The following is a 21,440-nucleotide window of genomic DNA, read 5'->3' on the forward strand; positions in this document are numbered from 1 at the left end:
GTGGTCGAAGCTGTGCCGAGTGGTGACGTGACCGCCGTGGGTCGTATTCCGGACGGTGCCTTCCCCCTCTCCACCGCTCAACGGGGTATGTGGTTCGCCCAGCAGCTCGATCCCGCCGTGCCTGTCACTATCGCGCAGTGCGTCGAACTGGTGGGTGTCCTCGACGTGACGTTGCTGTCGGAGTCGTTGGTCGCCGCCGGCCGCGAACTCGGCTCCGCCTTCCTTCGCCTCGTCGAGGTCGACGGAGTTCCCTATCAGCTGGTCGATCCGACCCTGGACGCGTCGGTCAGGTTCGTCGACCTGCAGCACGAGCCCGATCCGAGGGCGGCGGCCAAGGAGTGGATGCGGCGGGAGTACACCACCCCGCTCGACATGTGCCGCGACCGGCTCGTCACCTCGGCGGTCCTGTGCACCGGGCCGGATCGTCACTACTGGTACAGCCGCGTCCACCACGTCGCGCTCGACGGCATGGGATCGATGACGCTCGTCGACCGGACCACGCAGCTGTACACCGCAGCCGTCCAGGGGCGTGCCGCCACACCGTCCAAGGCGGCCGCACTCACCGAAGTCGCCGGGGTCGACGAGGACTACCGGATCTCGCCGCGCTACCGCGCCGACCAGAAGTACTGGTCCGAGCGGGTGTCCACGATCGGTGAACCGCACAGCCTCATCGACCGCTCCGCGCCCGCGCGGGCACGAAGCCGGACGACGGGTGGGCAGATCCCCGGCACCCTCGTCGACCACCTCGAGGCCGCGACGGACCGTCACGACTCGTCGACCGCGTTCGAGGTCATCGCCGCGTTCGCCGCGTACCTGTCCCGGATGACCGGACGCGAAGAGGTCGCGGTCAGCCTGCCCGTCACCGCCCGCACCACCGCGCTGCTCCGCCGCTCCGGCGGCATGGTCTCCAATGTGGTCCCGCTGCGCCTGCATGTCCGCCCGGACATGACGAACGCGGAGCTGGTGGCAGCGGTCCGGCTGGAAGTCACCGCGGCGCTCCGCCACCAGCGCTACCCGCACATCGACATCCGACGCGACGCGGCCACCGAGCAGCAGGGTTTCTACGGCCCCCTGATCAACGTCATGCTGTTCCACGACGAGATCACCCTCGGGAGCATCGTCGGCAGGCTCGAACTGCTGTCCACCGGTCCGATCACCGACCTCGCGGTCAACGTCTATCACGGGGTCGCCGGCACCAGCCTCAACCTGGACTTCGAGGCCAACCCGGACCTGTACTCCGAAGACACCCTCCGCGCCCATCACATTCGCTTCACCCGGTTCCTCGGCGCGTTCCTCACCGCCGACACCGATGAACCACGACGGGTCGGCGACCTCGAGATCCTCGAGGAGGACGAACGCCGCAGCCTGGTGCCCGCCACCGGGAGAACCGGATTCGCACCGGTCACGCTGCCGGATCTGCTCGCCGGCGCCGTCCGCAGCAACCCGGACGGGGATGCCCTCGTCGCACCCGGGCACGGGACGTCCGCCGACGCCCTGAGCTACCGCGCCCTGGACGAGACGTCGAACCGGCTCGCGCGCCTCCTGATCGACCTCCAGGTCGGTCCCGAGGCTGCCGTCGCGCTGGCGTTGCCGCGGTCGGTCGAGTCCGTATCGAGTATGTGGGCGGTGGCGAAGACGGGGGCGGCGTTCGTTCCGGTGGATCCGGGCTATCCGTTCGAGCGGATCGTGCACATGCTCGAGGATTGCGGGGCGCCGATCGGTGTGACCACTGCCGCGCTGAAGGAGAACCTGCCCGACACCACCCACTGGATCGTCCTCGACGACGACGAGTTCTTGTCGGCCCTCGCCTCGTATCCGGCGGATGCGGTCACCGACGCCGACCGGACGGGCGCGTTGTCGTTGGATCATCCGGCGTATGTGATTTATACGTCGGGGTCGACGGGTCGGCCGAAGGGTGTGGCGGTCACGCACCGGGGTCTGGTGAACCTCGCCGCGGACGAGCGGGATCGGTTGGGGGTGTCGGCGGGGTCGCGGGTGTTGCATTTCGCGTCGCCGAGTTTCGACGCCTCGGTGTTCGAGTTGGTGATGGCGGTGTGTGTGGGTGCGACCCTGGTGGTGGCGCCGACCACGATCTACGGTGGCACCGAGTTGGCGGAGTTCCTTGCCGAACAGCGGGTGACGCATGCGTTTTGCACTCCAGCGGCATTGGCGTCGCTCGATCACCGCGGTCTGGACCATCTGAAAACTGTGGTGGTGGCGGGCGATGTGTGTCCGCCGGAGTTGGTGGGGCGGTGGGCGCCGGGCCGGATCATGGTCAATGCGTACGGTCCGAGTGAGACGACGATCATGTCGTCGGCGACCGGTCCGATGGTCCCCGGGCAGACGGTGAGCATCGGGTCACCGACCGTCGGGGTCGACCTCGTCGTCCTCGACCACCGGTTGCGTCCGGTCCCGGCCGGAGTGCGCGGCGAACTATACGTCCTCGGCTCCAGCTTGGCTCGCGGGTATGTGCACAGGACCGGGTTGACGGCGGAGCGGTTCGTGGCGAGCCCGTTCGGCATCGGCGGGCGGATGTACCGCACCGGTGACGTGGTCCGCTGGATGACCGCCCCTGACGGACCCCCGGTTCTGGAGTTTCTGGGCCGCAGTGATTTTCAGGTGAAGATCCGGGGGTTCCGGATCGAATTGGGTGAGATCGACGCCGCGCTGACTGCGCATCCGGTGGTGGAGTTCGCCCACACGGTCGGCTATGACGACGGGAGCGGCAGCAGTCGCCTGGTCTCGTATGTTCTGCCGGCGCCGGGAACTGACGTCGAAACCCGGGTGTTGTCGGAGTTCGTCGGGACGCGTCTTCCCGGATACATGGTGCCGTCGTCGATCATGGTGTTGGATTCGCTGCCGCTGACCCCGGCGGGCAAACTCGACCGCAACGCACTGCCCGCACCGGTATTCGCCGCACGCTCGGCCGACATCGTGCGCCCGAGAACGGTCAGCGAGGAGATCCTCCTCGAGATCTTCCGCGACGTCCTCGGCCTCCCCGAACTGAGCGTCGACACCGGTTTCTTCGAACTCGGCGGCAACTCGCTGATGGCCACCCAGGTCGTATCCCGAGTGAACGCCGCCCTCGGTGTGCGGATCGGGGTCCGGGATCTGTTCCAGTCGCCGTCGGTGTCGCAACTGGCGGTCGCGGCGTCGCACGCCGGCCCGCAGGCCGACTCGCGGCCGGTGCTGGAAGCGCGGGAACGACCCGCCCACATACCCCTCTCCGTTGCGCAGCAACGAATGTGGTTCCTCAACCAGTTCGACACGGACTCGGCCGCCTACAACCTGCCGATCGCCCTGCGGCTCACCGGCGCTCTCGACCGGGAAGCCCTGCGAGCGGCGCTCGGCGATGTCCAGGAACGGCACGAGGCGCTGCGCACCGTCTCCCCCGACACCCCGGACGGACCCCACCAGCTGATCATGCCCACCGCGAGCGTGCTGTCCGAGACGGATCCGATCGACGTCGACGCCGAGTCGCTCACCGCCGCGGTGACGGCCTTCGGCGGTGCCGGATTCGACCTCACCGCCGACACACCGCTGCGCGCCGGACTGTTCCGGGAGGCGCCCGACCGGCACGTCCTCGTCCTCGTGGTTCATCACATCGCCGCCGACGGCTGGTCCATGAACCCGCTGGCCGCCGATGTGATGGTCGCGTACGCGGCGCGCGTCGCCGGTCACGCGCCCACGTGGGTGCCCCTCCCGGTGCAGTACGCCGACTACACGCTCTGGCAGCGCGAACTACTGGGTTCGGAAGACGACCCGGACAGCCTGTCCGCCCGACAGATCGCCCACTGGCAGTCGGCGCTCGCCGGAGTGCCCCAGATGCTCGAGCTGCCCACCGACAGGCCACGGCCCGCCGAGATGTCGCATCGTGGTAGTCGTGTCGAATTCACGATCCCGGCCGACGTCCACGGGCGTCTCGTCGATCTGGCACAGAGCACCGGCACCACACTGTTCATGGTCACCCACGCAGCCCTCGTGGTGCTGTTCCAACGCCTCGGCGCCGGAACGGACATCGTCATCGGCACTCCGGTCGCCGGACGCGGCGAGGAAGCGCTCGACGACCTCGTGGGCATGTTTGTCAACACCCTGGTGCTTCGCGCGACCGCCGAGCCGGGCGATACGTTCGAGGAGGTTCTCGACCGGGTCCGCGACGCCGACCTTGCGGCGTTCTCCCACGCCGACGTCCCGTTCGAGCGACTCGTGGAGGTGCTCAGCCCCGACCGGTCCGCCGCCCGTCATCCGCTGTTCCAGGTCATGCTCTCGTTCCAGAACACCGCGCCCACCTCCGTCGAACTGTCAGGCCTCGAGGTCGCGGCGGCAGAAATCGATGTACACGTCGCGAAATTCGACCTCCAGTTGACCGTCGCCGAACGGTTCGGTGACGCGGGGACGCCGGGCGGTCTCGCGGCCGGCTTCGAGTACGCCACCGATCTGTTCGACGAGCCGACCGTCGTGTCGATGGCCGAGCGATTCGTGAACCTGCTGCGCTCGGTCGCGGAATCCTCCGCGACGGCAGTCGGTGATCTTCCCCTGCTCCACGCCGCCGAACGCGACCGTCTCCTCGGCACGTGGAACGACACCGGGCACCGCGTGCCCGCGATGTGTCTGCCCGAGTTGTTCGACGCACAGGTTGCCCGCACACCGGATGCGGTGGCGGTGGTGTTCGAAGACGTCACATTGTCGTATTCCCAACTCGATTGCCGCGCAAACAGTCTGGCGCGCCACCTGATCGACAGAGGGGTGGGGCCCGAATCGCGTGTCGGGCTGGCGATGCGGCGTTCACCGGACCTGCTGGTGGGCATGTACGCGATCGTCAAAGCCGGCGGTGCCTATGTGCCGGTCGATCCCGATCACCCGATGGACCGGATAGGGTATGTGCTCGACTCCGCACAGCCCGTCTGCGTGCTCACGACCTCGTCCGACCGCAGCGCACTTCCCGCGGGTTCGTCATTCGTGGAGATCGATCGGATCGCGCTGGATTCCTATTCCGGCGAACCCGTCACCGACTCCGACCGACTGGCACCGCTCCGCCCGGACAACCCCGCATACGTCATCTACACCTCGGGCTCCACCGGTCGGCCCAAGGGGGTATCGGTGCCGCACCGCGGGATCGTCAATCAGATCCTGTGGATGCAGTCGGAATACGCGCTCACCGAACGGGACGTGCTACTGCAGAAGACCGCAACCACTTTCGACGTATCGCTGTGGGGTTACTTCTGGCCGCTGCACACGGGCGCCACGATGGTGCTGGCGACCCCGGACGGTCACCGCGACCCCGAGTACCTCGCCCGGGTCATCGACGAGCGCGGTGTCACGGTCACCGACTTCGTGCCTTCGATGCTCGACGCCTTCGTCGCGTCCGTGCCCACCACCTCGTGCGCCACCCTGCGGCACGTCTTCGTGATCGGCGAGGCGCTGCCCCCGGAGACCGTAACGCGGTTCCGGGCACTGTCCGACGCCGGACTGCACAACCTGTACGGGCCCACCGAGGCGGCAGTCTCGGTCACGTACTGGGACACCGCGACCACGGTCACCGGCACGGTACCGATCGGCGCGCCCGAGTGGAACACCCAGGTCTACGTTCTCGATTCGCGCCTGCACCCGGTTCCCCCCGGCGTTGCCGGTGAGCTCTATCTGGCGGGCGAGCAGCTGGCCCGGGGATACCTCGGCCGCGTCGATCTCACCTCGGACCGGTTCGTGGCCAATCCGTTCACGCCCGGCCTGCGCATGTACCGCACCGGCGACCTCGTGCGATGGACGTCGGCGGGCGCACTCGAATACATCGGGCGCACCGACTTCCAGGTCAAGTTCCGAGGCCAGCGCATCGAGCTCGGCGAGATCGAATTCGTCCTGCGGGCACACCCGTCGGTCACCAGCGCTGCCGTGCTGGTCCATTCCGATCCCGGCACCGGCGATCACCTCGTCGCGTACGTCGTGCCCGAGCCGGGACACGACCTCGGTGTCACGCGACTTCGAGAGTGCACGGCGGCGTCCCTGCCGGCGTACATGATTCCGGCAGCGCTGATGGTCGTCGACGAATTCCCGCTCAATACGAGTGGAAAGCTCGATCGCAAGGCGCTGCCCGCACCCGAATTCGGTGGCTCCGACACGGAGTACGTGGCCCCGCGCACGTCCGTCGAGGCCAACCTCGCGGCGATCTTCGCCGAGGTTCTCGGTCTCGACCGTATCGGCGTCCGGGACAACTTCTTCGACGTCGGCGGTAACTCGCTCGTCGCCACCCGGGTCACCTCTCGTATTCGGGCCGAGCTGGGTGCGCCGCTCGCCCTGCGTGACCTGTTCGATGCCCCCACCGTCGGGGCCCTCGCGGAGCGCATCGAGGGAACAGTGCCGACGGCACCACGTGCCCCACTGGTCGCCGCCACGCGTGCCGGACGGATTCCGCTGTCCCCGGCGCAACGTCGCATGTGGTTCCTCAACCAGTTCGATACCGCATCCGCGGCCTACAACATGCCCTTCGCCCTGCGCCTGTCCGGCAAGCTCGACGGCGACGGACTGCGTTCGGCGATCCGCGACGTCCTCGGCCGTCACGAGTCCCTGCGTACCCTGTATCCGGACTCGACGGACGGCCCGCATCAGGTGATCGTCGGCGCCGACGAGGTGTCGCTCGATCTCGACGTGCAGCCGACTACCGAGGCCGAGCTGCCGGCACGACTCCTGACGCTCGCCACCGGGGGCTTCGACGTCACGTCCGCGGTGCCATTGCGCACGGCATTGCTGCGACTGTCCGTCGACGAACACGTGCTGGCCGTGGTGGTGCACCACATCTCCGCCGACGGATCGTCGATGGCCCCGCTCGCACGTGACATCCTGCTCGCCTACACGGCGCGTACGGCTGGGCGGGCACCGTCGTGGGCGCCGTTGGACGTGCAGTACGCGGACTACAGCTACTGGCAGGCGGAGTTTCTCGGCGACGAGACCGACGGTCGGTCGCAGGCCGCCGAGCAGATCGAATTCTGGTTCGCGGCGCTCGACGGCATCCCCGACCTGCTGGAGCTGCCCGCTGATCGGCCCCGCCCGGCCGTGCCGACGAATTCGGGTGCGACAATACCGTTCTCGGTCGACGCTGCCACGGCGAAAGCCGTCGCCGACCTCGCGGCCCGCTCCGCTGCCACGCCGTTCATGGTGTGGCACGCCGCGCTGTCGGTTCTGCTCTCACGGCTGTCGAACGCGGTGGACGTCACCGTCGGCACGCCCGTCGCCGGCCGAGCCGAACCCTCCCTGCAGGACCTCGTCGGCATGTTCGTCAACACTCTCACCCTGCGCGCGCGAGTTTCCGGCGACCTGTCATTCGCCGACTTGCTCGCACAGGTGCGGGAGTTCGACCTCGCCGCATTCGCGCACGCCGATCTGCCATTCGAGCGTCTCGTGGAGGTACTCGAACCCGCCCGGTCCACAGCCCGTCACCCACTGTTCCAGGTGGGTCTGTCATACGAGAACTTCGAACCGGGAGTGCTGAAACTGCCGGGTCTGACGGTGAGCGCCGTCGAGATGAATCCGGAGATCGCGAAATTCGATCTGAACGTGACGCTCACCGAGATCCGAGACGAGCGCGGCACCGTGTCCGGTCTCACCGGTGCGATCACGTACGCGGTCGATCTGTTCGACCGTGACACGGCGGAGTCGTTCGCGGACCGTTTCGCGCGGATCGTGGCGGCGGCGCTGGCCGATCCGGGCACGGCGGTGGGGGACCTGCCGGTGCTGGATCAACGGGAACTCGTTCGCGTACTGCGCGAATGGAACGCCACGGACGTGGAGGTGAGCGAGCGGCCCTACCTCGCCCGCTACGACGAGCAGGCGGCACGGACACCTGATGCGGTGGCGGTGGTGTACCGCGACGTGTCTGTGACGTACCGGGAATTCAACTCGCGGGTCAACCGGTTGGCCCGCACACTCATCGCCGAAGGCGCCGGAACCGAAACCACCGTCGCGGTCGCGGCCCGCCGGTCGATCGAGTTTCTGATCGCCCTGCACGCCGTGCTGCGGACTGGCGCGGCGTACGTGCCACTCGACGTCGACCTTCCGGCGGAGCGAGCGGCCCACGTCATCGAGGCAGCCGACCCGGTTCTCGTCCTGACCGCAGTTCGAGGCGAGTTCGAGACAGACTCCGGAGTCCGGGTGCTCTCGATGGACGGTCTCGAACTCGACCGGTTCGACGATGCCCCGGTGACGGACCGCGACCGGCTGCGGCCTCTCGCGGCCGACAACCTCGCCTACGTCATCTTCACCTCGGGTTCGACCGGCCGACCCAAGGGAGTGGCCGTCTCGCACGCCGGTCTCGGAAGCCACTTCGGGTTCCTGGTGTCTCTCGGCGCGCTGGACGAGACCGATCGGGTTGCCGTCAAGACACCACAGTCGTTCGACGCATCGCTCTGGGAATTGTTGTGGCCCCTGGCTGTGGGAACACGCGTCGTGATCGCGGAACCGGACGGACACAAGGATCCCGACTACCTCGCGGAACTGATCGACACCGAGCAGATCACGGCGATACATTTCGTCCCGTCGATGCTCGCCGTCTTCACCGACGTGATCGTGCCGTCCCGGTTCTCGTCGCTGCGTACCGTGTTCGTCGGCGGCGAGGCACTGTCCGTCACTGTGGCGCGGCGGTTCGCGGCCGTCTCGGACGCTGCCGTCCTCAACGCGTACGGTCCCGCGGAGGTCGCGCCCGCCTCCACCACCTCATGGGTGGACACCTCGAACTCGGGCAGCGTCACCGTGGGTACACCGGTGTGGAACACCCGAGCCTACGTGTTGGACCAGCGGCTCCACCCCAGTCCTGCCGGAGTGACCGGCGAGTTGTACCTGGCCGGCACCCAGGTGTCTCGCGGATACGCGGGACGCCCCGACCTCACCGCCGAACGGTTCGTGGCCAACCCCTTCGACGCGCCAGGCACTCGGATGTACCGGACCGGTGACCGTCTTCGCTGGAATAACCGCGGCGAATTGGAATACCTCGGCCGCAACGATTTCCAGGTGAAGCTGCGCGGACTGCGGATCGAGCTCGGTGAGATCGAGGCGGTACTCGAATCCGCGGACTCCGTTGCCCAGGCGGTCGTGACCGTGTACTCCGGAGCGGCGAGCGAACAATTGGTGGCCTATCTCGTCACACGTATGGGCACGACGGTCGACACAGAGGCACTGACGACATATGCCGAGAGCCGGCTGCCCGAGTACATGATTCCGGACGGGTTCGTCACGCTCGACGCCTTCCCGCTCAACGCGAGCGGCAAACTGGATCGCGCGGCGTTGCCTGCCCCGGCCGTCGGTGACGTCGCGGTCGCTCGAGTGGAGCCACGTACTCCGATGGAGGAAACACTCGCGGCCTTGTTCCGGGAGGCGCTCGGCGTCGAAGACCTGGGGGTGAACGACTCGTTCTTCGCTCTCGGCGGCGACAGCATCGTGTCGATCCAGCTGGTGTCGCGAGCCAAGGCCGCGGGGATCGTCTTCACCCCACGGGACGTGTTCGAGCGCAAGAGCATTGCCGCGCTCGCCGAAGTGGCTACCGTCGCGTCGGCGGACCGGCTCGCGCTCGCCGAACTGGCGGGTGGCGGCGTGGGGAACGTCGAGCTGACCCCGGTTGTCCGATCGCTGCTCGACCGGTCGGGTCCGGTGGGCCGGTATTCGCAGTCCGTGCTACTCACGCTGCCGACCGGGATCGAGCGATCGGACATCGTGGCAACGGTGCAGGCGGTACTCGACAGGCACGACGCGCTGCGGTCCCGACTGGTCCGCGACGGTGCCGACGTGCGTCACTCGGTGTTGCCCGCCGGTGCCGTCGACGCCGATCGACTGGTCACGACGGTGCCGGTGGATCCCGACCTCGGCGACGAAGCCTTCGATGCGCTGATCGACCGCGAACTCTCCGCCGCGGCCGACCGGTTCGACTTCGAGACCCCGGTGCTCACGCAGTTCGTCTGGTTGGACTGCGGTGCGACCCGGCCCGGGCGGCTCCTCGTGGTTGCTCATCACCTGGTCGTCGACGGTGTGTCCTGGCGGATCCTCGTGCCGGACCTCGTTGCGGCGGGAGGTGCCGTCGCAGCCGGTCACGCTCCGAACCTGCCGGAGGTCGGCACGTCGTTGCGGCGGTGGTCGCACGGGTTGTCGGAGGCTGCCCGTCAGCCGTCCGCCCTCGCGCAGTTCGACTACTGGCGAAGCGTTGTCGACGCTCCGGACCCGCTCCTCGGCGACAGGGCTCTCGATCCGGTGCGGGACCGGACCTCGACCACGCAGGAGCTGCACGTCGAGCTGTCCACCGAGATCACGGGCACGCTGCTGGCCCGCGTGCCGGAGGCATTCCGGTGCTCGGTCGGTGATTCGCTGCTTGCCGGCTTCGCGGTGGCCCTCACCGAGTGGCGCCGTGCGCGCGGGGTGCCCGCCGCCTCTGCATACGTCACCCTCGAGGGTCACGGCCGCGAGGAGTCGGTCGTGCCGGGCGCCGATCTGTCTCGAACCGTCGGCTGGTTCACCAGCGTGTATCCGGTTCGGCTCGCCCTGGACGGAGTGGACACACAGGACGCACTCGTCGGCGGCGCGTCGGCCGGCGCCGCGATCAAGGCGGTGAAAGAGCAACTTCTGGCGGTCCCCGACCGGGGCGTCGGGTACGGACTGCTGCGATACCTCAATCCGGCGACGGCCACCGTTCTCGCGGGATTCGACCCGCCCCAGGTCGTCTTCAACTACCTCGGAAAGACCGGGATGGGCGATCTGTCCCCGGAGATGCGTGAGATCGGCTGGGTGCCGGATCTTGCGTCGTCGCGCGTCTTCTCGGGTGACACCGATCCGGAGATGAGCGCTTCCGCAGTGATCGAGATCAATGTCGGAGTGACGGATACCGATGCCGGACCGCGACTCGGTGCTTCAGTGCGGTTCGCCGGTGAACTGCTCGCAGCCGACGACGTTCGCGAACTCGTCGATCTGTGGCAGCAGGCGCTCGTCTCACAGATCGAGCACGTCGTCGCCGGATCCGGTGGGGGACTGACCCCGTCGGACGTCGGTACGGTGGCGCTCACCCAGTCCCAGATCGAGGTCTGGGAGCGGGCGTACCCGACCCTCGAGGATGTGTGGGCGCTGTCGCCGCTGCAGGCCGGTTTCCATTTCCATTCGCTGTTGGCCGCCGAGCACAGTGTCGATGTCTACCATTCTCAGCTGCGGATGACCCTGCTCGGCGACGTGTCGGCGGATCGGATGCGGGCCGCCGCCGCTGCGCTCCTGGAGCGGTATTCCAACCTGCGGGTGGTGTTCGTGCAGGACGGCGACGTCACGGCGCAGATCCCCCTCCGCGGGGTGGAGGTCCCACTGACCGTGGTAGACCTGTCGGGCCGTGAGAGTGATTTCGGGGAAAGGGAACTCGAGGCGCTGGTCGCAGAGAACCGGACCGCCCCGTTCGACTTGTCCGACGCGCCGCTGCTGCGTCTGCTGCTCGTGCGCACGGGCGCCGGGCGGTACGAGTTGGCGATGACCAACCACCACATCCTCCTCGACGGATGGTCCATCCCGCTGATCGTCCAGGACCTGCTGGTGCTCTACGCGACCGCGGGCGATCAGTCCGCGCTCCCGGCGGTGCGGCCGTACCGGGAATACCTCGACTGGCTGGCCCGCCGAGACCCCTCCGCCTCGCGGGCCGCGTGGGCGCACGCGTTGGATGGCCTCGACGAGCCGACTCTGCTCGCGCCTGCCCGCACCGGCGGCACCGTGACGGTGGACCCGGAGGAAGTTCCGATCCACTTTTCCGAGGCGGACACCGCCGAGCTGCTGGCGTTCGCCCGACAGCACGGCGTCACGCCGAACACGGTGATCCAGACTGCGTGGGCCCTGCTGCTCAGGCGACTTACCGGACGGGACGACGTCGTATTCGGCGCCACCGTCTCGGGCCGCCCCCCGCACATCCCCGGGATCGAATCGATGGTCGGGCTCTTCATCAACACCGTCCCCGTCCGGGTACGAATCGACGCCGACGAGTCGGTGGCCGGCTTGCTGGCACGGGTGCAGGGGCAGCAGGCCGATTTGCTCGATCACCACTATCTCGGCCTGACGGAAATCCAGGCCGAGGCGGGGGTCGGGGTGCTGTTCGACACGCTCACCGTCTTCGAGTCGTACCCCGTGGATCAGGCGGCGCTGCAGGCGCAGACCGACATCGCCGGTATGCGCGTGGACTCGGTCGAGGTGCACAGTGTCACCCACTACCCATTGAGCCTGATGGCCCAGGTCGACGACACCCTGCGGCTCGGGGTTGCCTACCTGCCGGACACCTTCGAGAGCGACGAGGCGAAGCTGATTGCGGCGCGGCTCGATTCGGTCATCCGTGCGTTGATCGCAGAGCCCTCCGCCGCGGTAGCCGAGGTCACCGGATTCATCCCGGGCGAGTACGCGCAGGTGATGCACGACTGGAACGCCACCGACCACCACGTGCCGGAGTCGACGCTGCTGACGTCGTTCGAGGCGCAGGCGGCGCGTACACCCGATGCTGTTGCCGTCGATTTCGACGGTGACGTACTGACGTACGCAGCCCTCGATGCGCGCGCGAACCAGCTTGCCCGGCATCTGATCGCACTGGGTGTGGCCCCCGAAACCCGAGTGGCCGTGGTGATGCGGCGGTCGCTGGAACTGGTCGTCGGAATCTACGCCGTACTCAAGGCCGGTGGTGCATACGTGCCGGTCGATCCCGATCACCCGGCAGAGCGAACGAGTTACGTGCTCGGGTCGGCACAGCCGGTGTGCGTGCTGACCACCTCGGCCGACCGACCGGACCTGCCGAACGGGATCCCCGTGTCGGACCTCGACACTCTCGACCTTTCGGGTGTCTCCGCGGCGCCGTTGACCGACGCCGAACGTATCGAACCGTTGCGGCCTGCACACCCTGCGTACGTCATCTACACGTCCGGCTCCACCGGCAAGCCCAAGGGAGTCGCGGTACCGCATGCGGCCATCGTGAATCAACTGCTCTGGATGCAGTCGGAGTACACACTCACCGATCGGGATGTGTGGTTGCAGAAGACCGCAACCACGTTCGACGTGTCGTTGTGGGGTTACTTCTGGCCCCTGCAGGTGGGTGCCACGATGGTGCTGGCCACTCCGGACGGGCATCGAGAGCCTGCCTATCTGACTCGGGTCATCGACGAGCGTTCGGTGACGGTCACCGATTTCGTGCCGTCCATGCTCGACGTGTTCGTCGCTGCCGCCGCCGTGGGGTCGTGCCGTTCGCTGCGGCATGTGTTCGTCATCGGCGAAGCGCTGCCGCCCGCGACCGTCCTGCGTTTCCGGGAACTCTCCGCGGCCGGACTGCACAACCTGTACGGGCCCACCGAGGCCGCAGTGTCGGTGACGTACTGGAAGACCGGTGAAGCCGACACCACGAACGTGCCGATCGGTGTGCCGGAATGGAATACCCAGGCCTACGTGCTCGATTCCCGGCTGCACCCGGTTCCCGTCGGTGTTCCGGGGGAGCTCTACCTCGGCGGTGCTCAGCTCGCACGCGGATACCTCGGCCGCGTCGATCTCACTTCCGATCGATTCGTCGCGAACCCGTTCGGACGCACGGGTGAGCGCATGTACCGCACCGGCGACCTCGTGCGATGGACGTCGGCGGGAGCGCTCGTCTACATCGGACGTACCGACTTCCAGGTGAAGTTCCGTGGTCAGCGCATCGAACTCGGCGAGATCGAGACAGTGCTCCGGTCGCACCCGGCGGTCACCGGGGCCGTCGTGTCGGTGTACTCCGACACCACCGTCGGCGATCATCTGGTCGCGTACGTCGTCGGTACACCCGGAGGCGAGCTGGACGGTGCGGAGCTTCGCCGACAGGCTTCGGAATCCCTGCCGTCGTACATGGTGCCGTCCGCGATCACAGTGCTCGACGAGTTCCCGCTGAACACCAGCGGGAAGCTCGATCGCAAGGAGTTGCCCGACCCTGAATTCCACGTTGCCACCGAGTACATCGCACCGCGAAATGCGGCCGAGCGCACGGTCGCGGCAGTGTTCGCGGACGTGCTCGGTTCGGGCCGGGTCGGTGCGCACGACAACTTCTTCGACCTCGGCGGCAACTCGCTCTCCGTCACACGAGTGGCGGCGCGGCTCGGTGAGTCGTCGGGCACCGGACTGTCTGTGCGCGATGTGTTCACCGCGCCCACGGTCGCCGAGTTGGCTCTTCGCCTCGCCGAGCCCACGGCCGCAGGAGGCGCGCGCCCGGTGCTGTCCGCGGTGCAGCGACCGGCCCGGATACCGCTGTCACCGGCGCAGCAGCGGATGTGGTTCATCAACCAGTTCGACCCGGCCTCGCCCGCCTACAACCTGCCGCTCGCGGTCCGCATGTCCGGTGCTCTCGATGTCGCAGCGTTATCGCAGGCACTCGACGACGTCGTCGGACGTCACGAGTCGCTTCGTACCGTTTTCCCCGACACCGAGGACGGACCCGCTCAGGTCGTCGTGTCCGCGGCGGATCTCTCGATGCCCCTCGAGGTCGTGGACGTACCGGAGGGCGAGCTCGATTCCCGGATGGTCGCGTTCGCGTCCCGCGGATTCGACGTGTCCGAGGAATTGCCGGTACGGGCCACGCTGTTCCGTACCGGTCCCGGCGACCATGTCCTGGCGATCACGCTGCATCACATCGCCGCCGACGGTTGGTCGTTCGGACCTCTCGGCGGGGATGTCATGACCGCGTACGCGGCCCGAGCAGAGTCCCGCAGTCCGGAGTGGATTCCGCTCGCGGTCCAGTACGCCGACTACAGTCTGTGGCACAGGGCGGTTCTCGGCAGCGAGGACGAGCCGGAGTCCCTCGCCCGACGCCAACTCGAGTACTGGACGCGGACGCTCGACGGTCTCCCGGACGAGCTGAAACTCCCCTTCGACCGCCCACGCCGGACCGAGCAGTCCTACGCCGGGGGATCCGTGGGCTTCACCATCACCCCCGAGATCCACAGCGGCATCGAGCGGTTGGCGCGTGAACACGGAGCCACGGTCTTCATGGTGGCGCACGCTGCCTTCGCGCTCCTGTTGGCCCGCTTGTCCGCGTCGGACGATATCGCCGTCGGAGCGCCGATCGCCGGACGTGGCGAACGCGTTCTCGACAACCTGGTCGGAATGTTCGTCAACACGCTCGTGCTCCGCACGCGCATCGAGGGCGCCGAGACGTTCGCGGAGTTGCTGACGCGGGTGCGCGACGGCGACATCGGGGCATTCGGCCACGCGGACCTCCCCTTCGAGCGTCTCGTCGACGTTCTCGACCCCGTGCGGACGTCCGCGCATCACCCGCTCATCCAGACTGCGCTGTCGATGCAGCCGACGGCACTCGACGACATCGAACTCCCCGGACTCCGGGTGCGTGTCGAGGACATCGACGCGCGCGTCGCGAAATTCGACCTGCAGCTGACATTGGGAGAGACCATCGACCCCGCGGGCGTTCCGTCGGGTATGCGCGCCGAGTTCACCTACGCCGCAGACTTGTTCGACGACGTTACTGTGCGCCGGTACGCGGTGCAGCTCGTGAGAATCTTCGAAACGGTGATCGCAGACCCCACCACGGTGGTCGGCGACGTGAATCTCCTCGACGAGGCCGAGAGGGCCCGCCTGGCACCGGTTCGCGGGGCACCGAGTCGACCTACTCGACTGCTGCCCGAAGTCCTGGCCGAGTCGGCGGCCGACCCGTCCGCGACTGCGCTCGTCTTCGGCGGCCGTTCGATGACCTACGGAGAACTGGACCGGCGATCCAACCTCTGGGCGCGCGAATTGATCGAGGCCGGAGCCGGCCCCGAGACGTTCGTGGCCGTCGCGCTGGCCCGCTCGATCGAATCGGTGCTCGCCGTCTGGGCCGTTGCCAAGACAGGTGCCGCGTTCGTGCCGGTGGACCCGAGCTACCCGGCCGAACGGATCGCACACATGCTCGGCGATTCGGGAGCCGCGCTCGGCCTCACGACGATCGAGTTCCGCGGCGGATTGCCCGACTCGACGCAGTGGCTGGTGATGGACGATCCCGACCACGCTGCGCTGGTGGCGTCCCATTCCCCGGCGGCGATGACAGCGGCCGATCGCCTCGGACGGATGCACGCGGACCAACTCGCCTACCTCATCTACACGTCCGGATCCACCGGACTGCCCAAGGGCGTCGCCGTCACACATTCGGGGCTCGCGAACCTCCTGACCGAGCTGGCCGACGAGTACGAACTCACCGCCGACGCCCGGACCCTGCACTTCGCATCACCCAGTTTCGACGCCTCCGTGTTCGAGTATCTGATGGCCTTCTGCGGGGGCGCGACGATGGTAGGCGTTCCCCACTCGGTGTACGGCGGTACGGAGCTCGCCGAACTCCTGGGCGAGCAGAGAGTCACGCACGCCTTCATCACCCCGGCCGCGTTGGCGTCCGTCGATCCCACGGGACTCGATGAACTCGCCGTCATCGTCGTCGGCGGAGAGGCCTGGGGGGCCGACCTCGCCGAGCGTTGGGTACCGGGGCGGGCACTGTTCAACGGCTACGGGCCGACCGAGTCCTCGATGATGGTGACGCAGAGTGGACCGCTGATGGTCGGCGAGCGGATGACCATCGGCGGCCCTGTGCGCGGTGTCGAGGCGTTCGTCCTCGATGCGCGGCTGCATCCCGTGCCCCCCGGTGTGCCGGGGGAGCTGTACGTGTCGGGACCAGCGCTTGCCCGCGGCTACCACCAGCGCCTCGGTCTCACCGCGGAGCGTTTCGTCGCGAACCCCCACGGCGCACCCGGCCGGCGGATGTACCGCACCGGCGACCTCGTCCGGTGGGTCGAGTCCCGCACCGGGACGTACGTCATCGAATACGTCGGGCGCAGCGACTTCCAAGTGAAGATTCGCGGATTCCGAGTGGAACTCGGTGAGATCGACTCCGTGTTCCGAGCGCATCCTGCGGTCGGATTCGCCGCGACCGTCGCGCACGACACCGAATCCGGCGTCACAGCACTGGTCACCTATGTCTGTGCTGCGTCGGGGAACGACGTCGACGTCGACGACCTGACCGCATTCGTCGGCGGGGCGTTGCCTGCGCACATGGTCCCCGGTTCGATCATGGTTCTCGACTCGATCCCGCTGACACCGGCGGGCAAGCTCGACCGCCGCGCCCTCCCCGAACCCGTGTTCGCGAGCCACACCCGATTCACCGCACCGAACACGGCGGACGAGCTCGCCGTCGCCGCAGCGTTCGCGGATGTGCTGGGCGAATCACGTATCGGTGTGGACGACAACTTCTTCGCTCTCGGTGGCAACTCGTTGTCCGCCACCCAGGTGGTTTCCCGGGTCGGTTCGGCGTTCGGCACCCGTGTCTCCGTTCGCACACTGTTCGACAACCCCACTGTGCGTCAACTGGTGTCCGCAGTGGCCACGTCGGGGCCGGACGCGCCCTCGGGGCGGCCCGCGCTGACGCGGCGCGAGCGTCCGGGACGGATCCCGTTGTCGCTGGCGCAGCAGCGGATCTGGTTCCTCAACCAGTTCGATCCTTCGTCCTCTGCGTACAACATCCCACTCGCACTGCGGATGTCGGGCCGGATCGACCTCCCGGCCTTGCGTGCAGCGCTCGGTGACGTTCTCGAACGTCACGAGTCGTTGCGGACCGTGTATCCGGGTTCGGCGGACGGTGCGCATCAGGAGGTCCTGCCGGCCGCCGCGGCAGAGTTCGATCTCACACCGATCCGAACCGCGCCGGACCAGCTGATGCTCCGGATCGCCGAGTACGCGGCCGCCGGTTTCGACGTGACCGGGGAGATCCCGTTCCGAATCCACCTGTTCCGGGAGAACCGTTCCGAACATGTGCTGCTGCTCGTCGCGCACCACATCGCTGCAGACGGATGGTCGTTCGGTCCGCTCGCCGCCGACGTGATGGCCGCATATGCATCCCGAGTGGAAGGGCTGGCGCCGTCCTGGGAGCCGCTACCCGTCCAGTACGCCGACTACAGTGTCTGGCAGCGGGAACTGCTCGGCGCCGAGGACGATCCGGACAGTCTGTCCGCCAAGCAGATCGAGCGTTGGCGTGCGGCTCTGGACGGTGCACCCGAGGCAATCGATCTGCCTACGGACCACCCTCGTCCCGCGGTAGCGTCGCACCGCGGCGAACGGGTGGACTTCGTGATCGGTGCCGACACCCACCGGGGGCTGGTCGAGCGCGCCCAGAAGGGCGGCACCACGCTGTTCATGGTCGTTCATGCTGCGTTCGCGACGCTCCTGCACAGGCTCAGCGGCAGCACGGACATCGTGATCGGCACACCCGTCGCCGGCCGCGGCGACGAGGGACTCGACCCGCTCGTCGGAATGTTCGTGAACACCCTGGCCTTGCGCACACGGCTTCACCCCGGCGAGAGTTTCGGCGCTCTCCTGGAACAGGTGCGCGATGTCGATCTCACGGCGTTCCAGGACACAGAGGTTCCCTTCGACCGGCTCGTCGAGATCCTGCGTCCCACCCGGTCGTCCGATCGGCACCCGCTGTTCCAGGTGATGTTCGCCTTCCAGAACCTGCGACCGGTGAAGCTGGAACTGACGCAGTTGGTGGTGGAGGCCGTCGACTTCGATCCCCACATCGCGAAGTTCGATCTGGATCTGGCGCTCGCCGAAACCGTGGACGACGCCGGACACCACCACGGGATCTCCGGTGCCTTCACGTTCGCATCGGAACTATTCGAACGCGCCACGGTCGCGGGATTCGCGGACCGATTCCTGCGGATCCTCGAGGCGGTCGCTGCCGCCGACGACATCGCCGTCGGCGATATCGCCATCCTGGGTGCCGCCGAGCAACAGTCCCTCGCACCGGTGTGGGGCGGGCCGCCTCTCGCGAACGCCACCCTTCCGGAGCTGCTCGTCGCGACGGCGGAACGGTATCCGGATTCGACTGCGCTCGTCTTCGACGGTGTCTCGGTCGACTACCGCGAATTGGACCGGCGATCGACGCAGCTGGCACGTGCACTCATCGGGATGGGCGTCGGCCCGGAAACCTACGTCGCAGTGGCATTGCCGCGCTCCGTCGAGTCGGTGCTGTGCGTGTGGGCCGCTGCCAAGACCGGTGCGGCCTATGTTCCGATCGACCCCGCGCATCCGGTGGACCGCATCGCGCACATTCTGCGGGATTCGGGAGTCGTCGTCGGTGTCACCCGCGCCGAGTTCGCCGAACACCTCCCGGGTGTGACCGACTGGCTCGTGTTCGACGACCCGGAGGTGCTCCGCGAATTGTCCTCGGCGAGCACGGAGCCGGTCGGGGACGCGGACCGCACATCCGCTCTGCACGTCGATCATCCCGCCTATCTCATCTACACGTCGGGTTCGACGGGACTGCCCAAGGGCGTCGTGGTCTCCCACCGCGGTCTCGCGAATCTCGCCGGCGCGTATACCACCGCAGTGCGGGCCACCGCGGAGTCCCGGGTCGCGCACCTCGCGTCCCCGACGTTCGACCTGTCCGTCCTCGAACTGCTCCTGGCCCACACTTCCGGGGCCGCGCTGGTGGTCTGTCCGCCCGGTGTGTACGGCGGCACAGAGCTGCACGAGGTGCTGCAGTCCGAGCGCGTCACGCACATGACCATCACGAATGCCGCTCTGGCGTCGGTCGACCCGGAGGGACTGGACGATCTACGGTCGATCGTCGTCGGCGGCGACGCCTGCCCACCGGAGACGGTGGCGCGATGGGCTGACCGGATCGAACTCGTCAACGGGTACGGTCCCACCGAAGTGACGGTGGGCGCCACGTTCAGCTCGGTGCTCGACCCGGGCGGAGACATCACCATCGGCGGGCCGCTGCCCGGCGTCGCCGCCGTGGTTCTCGATTCGAGGTTGAGGCCCGTGCCGGTCGGTGTCGTGGGAGAGTTGTACCTGCTGGGACCGGCTCTGGCCCGCGGATATCACAAGCGTGCCGCGCTCACGGCAAACCGATTCGTGGCCAGTCCGTTCGACGCCGCGGGTGCCCGGATGTACCGCACCGGTGACATAGTGCGCTGGCGCGCAGTGCATTCCGGTGTGACCGGCAGCATGACCGATGGAACTCTTCCCGGACATGCGATCGAATACCTCGGCCGCTCCGACCACCAGGTCAAGGTCCGTGGACTTCGTATCGAACTCGGCGAGATCGATGCCGCCCTCAACGCACATCCCGATGTCGAATTCGCTGCCACCCTCGGCTACAAGTCTCCATCGGAAACACGACTGGCATCGCACGTGCTCGTCGGTGAGGGCGCCGACCGTGATTCGGCAGCTCTGCTCGCGTTCCTGCGTCAGGCATTGCCGGGGTACATGGTTCCGGCGGCACTGGTGTTCCTGGACACCATCCCTCTGACCCCGAATGGCAAACTCGACCGGGGCGCCCTGCCCGCGCCGGACTTCGGCGCGGCAGTCAAGGAGATCGTGTACCGGGCGCCGCGGAACGCACTGGAGCGGTCGATCGCGGACGCGTTTGCCGAAGTGCTGGGCGGTACGGACATCGGTCTCGACACGGATTTCTTCGATGCAGGTGGTAACTCGCTCTCCGCGACGCGGGTGACCGCCCGGGTGGGCGCCCTACTCGACATCCGGGTCACGGTGCGTGACATCTTCGAAGCCCCGACCGTCCTCGCGCTGGCAGATTCGCTGGCGCCGCGTATGTCCAGGGCCGGCGACGGCGCTTCCGCCGCACCAGCCCTCGTGCCGCAGCCGCGTCCCGACCGGATCCCGCTGTCACTCGCACAGCAGCGGATGTGGTTCCTCAACCAATTCGACACCTCGTCGGCGACGTACAACCTGCCCGCGGCCGTCCGGCTGACCGGACCGCTGGACATTGCGGCTCTGGCCGCCGCGATCGACGATCTGATCACCCGGCACGAACCGCTGCGGACCGTCTTCCCCGATTCCCGGGGCGGACCGCACCAGGTGATCCTCGAGCCCGGAGAGTTCACCCCCGACGTCGCACCGGTCCGCGTGAGCGAGACCGGGCTGCGCGCGGATCTCCAGCAGTTCCTGCTGACCGGCTTCGACGTCTCCCAGGCCGTGCCACTGCGGGTGAAGGTGTACTCGCTCGGCGACGCCGAGCACGTGCTCGCACTCGTCGTCCATCACATCTCCGCCGACGGCGTGTCCATGGAACCGCTGATCCGGGACGTGATGATCGCGTACGCGAGCCGCGCGGCAGGCCAGGTGCCCACTTGGGCGCCGCTGCCGGTGCAGTACGCCGACTACGCGCTGTGGCAGCGGGAGGTGCTCGGCGCCGAGTCCGACCCGGGCAGCCTCGCCGCCGCGCAACTCGAGTATTGGACCCGGACACTCGCCGGTGTCCCGGACCAGCTGTACCTGCCGGGCGACCGGGGCAGGCCGGCCGTTCCGTCGCATCGGGGTGCGGCAACCCGTTTCGCCCTGGACGCCGACACGCACCGGGCCCTGGCCGAGCTGGCACGCACGCACGGCGCCAGCATCTTCATGGTCGCCCACGCCGCGCTCAGCGTCCTGCTGGGCCGGCT

1 protein-coding gene (only partly in view) is annotated in these 21,440 nt (G+C 67.9%); it reads left to right on the forward strand.

Annotated features, from left to right (window positions below; translation table 11 throughout):
* A protein-coding gene (locus ACFWAY_RS14135) for a non-ribosomal peptide synthase/polyketide synthase (RefSeq protein WP_378510991.1) crosses the window boundary here: on the forward strand, window positions 1–21,440 show its 5' portion. Its footprint extends 9,610 nt past the window's final position; 21,440 of the gene's 31,050 nt are visible here — the first part of the coding sequence; its start codon is at window positions 1–3; the stop codon falls past the right edge of the window.

The organism is Rhodococcus sp. NPDC059968 (genome assembly GCF_042738615.1).
Classification (GTDB): Bacteria; Actinomycetota; Actinomycetes; order Mycobacteriales; family Mycobacteriaceae; genus Rhodococcus_F.